We start from the raw sequence: 1,428 nt of genomic DNA on the forward strand, positions 1-1,428 counted from the left end.
GCGCGCATGCGCAAGTCCGGTCTGCCGGGTGACGAAGGCCATCATCGCCTCGTCGGTGCTGGTCTTGACCACGCCGAGATTATAAGCGGCGATCCAGAGCGCCTGCAGCTTGCCCGCGAAAGGCCCGCTCGCCCGCTTTGCCGAGCCGGTCTTCAAACCGCGTTTGAATCCAAGGCGATGCAGCTCGTCCACCACCACCTGGTGCTGCTGCGGCGTCATGGCCCGCAGGGAGCGCGAGCCGGTGACCCGCTCGTACAGGTCGCGGGCGTCCTCGCCGGCAATGCCGAGCTGCTTGAGCCCGACATGGATGATCGCCTGTGCTGTCATCTGTCCCACCATCTCAAAGGGTCCGGACGCTCGTCCTGGTCCTCGGTTGACGACACGGCCGCCCCTTGCGCGGCCTTCGAAAGTTCCTGTCTCAGAAGTTCGGTGGTGACCGCCCGAAGCTCGGCGGTCAGCCCTGGCAATCGGTGCAGCCTGTAGCGGTGGCGCCGGGCTTCGCCGAGCAGCTCCTGGCGGCGGGCACCGGGATCGCGGACGGACATGTCAAAGCCCTCCTTCTCCCTCATTCAGCGCCGCCCTGATCCGATCGCGGTTGACCTTCAGCCAGCGCAGGGTGTCGAGTACGCATTCCAGACGCAGCACGTGTTCTGCCGCTTCGCCCTCACGCATGCGCCGCTGGGACACCAGACCGGGATAGACGCGCCGCCGCATCGCAAGCTCGCGCTCGACCTCCTGTATTTGAGCGGTCAGCGTGCGGCGGCGGGCCATGTCAGCTCTCGCTCTCGTAGTAGGGCAGCGCCAGCGGCTTGGCCGGCTTCTGCTTGGTCTTGGTCCGCGCCGCTTCCACCTCGCGCTGTGCCTCGCCGATGTCCTTCAGCAGGTAGCCGAGCGAGCCCGGTTCGGAGACCTCTATCTCCACCCGGACGATGGACTTCGGACCCGTCGCCGCAGCGGTGTACTTGCGGATGCGCATGTGGCGGGCATCGATCCAGATCGAACTCATGTCAGCCCCCACTTGCCGGCCACGAGGTCGGTAAGCCAGCCGGGGCCGGCCAGCTCGGGCGTCCACTTGAGATCGGCCGGCGTGCCGATCTCCGCCTCGATCTCGCGCACGAGAGCGAGCAGCCGCGTTAGGGTCTCCACCCAAGTCAGATCGCAGGTGCGGGGCACCGGCACCCGGTTTGACGCGGGGCCGGTCATATCGCAGGCGGTCTCCACGTCGGAGCGCAGCACTTCCCGCAGCTCGATGAGCGACCGTTCCAGCAGGTCTTCAGGCCGGGCGAAGTTGGTCTCGCTGGTCATGTCAGCCCCCACTTGCCATCGAGAAGATCGTCCAGCCACTGCGGCTCCGGATGCTCGGCCGGCCTGCCGATTTCCGCCTCGATTTCGCGGATCAGCAGCACGCGGTCGGCGATAGCGGGTACT

The 1,428-nt window shown here is 66.9% G+C and carries 5 protein-coding genes; all 5 read right to left on the reverse strand.

The genetic code is table 11. The features are described from left to right. The coding region (locus TSB10P1A_RS23375) for a regulatory protein GemA (protein ID WP_186390377.1) at nt 1-327 on the reverse strand (327 nt) is incomplete at its 3' end. After that, nucleotides 324-545 (reverse strand): hypothetical protein, encoded by a 222-nt coding sequence (locus tag TSB10P1A_RS23380; protein WP_186390378.1) that lies wholly within the window; start codon nt 543-545, stop codon nt 324-326. The genes TSB10P1A_RS23380 and TSB10P1A_RS23375, both read right to left, overlap by 4 nt. Before the next feature lies 1 nt (nt 546). Continuing rightward, nucleotides 547-771: a hypothetical protein gene (locus TSB10P1A_RS23385; RefSeq protein ID WP_186390379.1), complete on the reverse strand. Its 225-nt coding sequence runs from the start codon at nt 769-771 to the stop codon at nt 547-549. Nucleotide 772: 1 nt separating this feature from the next. Then, nucleotides 773-1,006, reverse strand: a complete 234-nt coding sequence (locus TSB10P1A_RS23390; protein WP_186390380.1) for a hypothetical protein — start codon at nt 1,004-1,006, stop codon at nt 773-775. Further along, nucleotides 1,003-1,305 (reverse strand): hypothetical protein, encoded by a 303-nt coding sequence (locus TSB10P1A_RS23395; protein WP_186390381.1) that lies wholly within the window; start codon nt 1,303-1,305, stop codon nt 1,003-1,005. The genes TSB10P1A_RS23390 and TSB10P1A_RS23395 overlap by 4 nt, the downstream gene beginning before the upstream one ends. Between the last annotated feature and the right edge of the window lie 123 nt (nt 1,306-1,428).

This window comes from Stappia sp. TSB10P1A, assembly GCF_900185725.1.
GTDB lineage: Bacteria > Pseudomonadota > Alphaproteobacteria > Rhizobiales > Stappiaceae > Stappia.

What these genes read in the sequence shown, in the direction of transcription:
- TSB10P1A_RS23380 (WP_186390378.1), bottom strand. Translation starts at nt 545, where the DNA reads ATGTCCGTCCGCGATCCCGGTGCCCGCCGCCAGGAGCTGCTCGGCGAA.
- TSB10P1A_RS23395 (WP_186390381.1), bottom strand. Translation starts at nt 1,305, where the DNA reads ATGACCAGCGAGACCAACTTCGCCCGGCCTGAAGACCTGCTGGAACGG.
- TSB10P1A_RS23390 (WP_186390380.1), bottom strand. Translation starts at nt 1,006, where the DNA reads ATGAGTTCGATCTGGATCGATGCCCGCCACATGCGCATCCGCAAGTAC.
- TSB10P1A_RS23385 (WP_186390379.1), bottom strand. Translation starts at nt 771, where the DNA reads ATGGCCCGCCGCCGCACGCTGACCGCTCAAATACAGGAGGTCGAGCGC.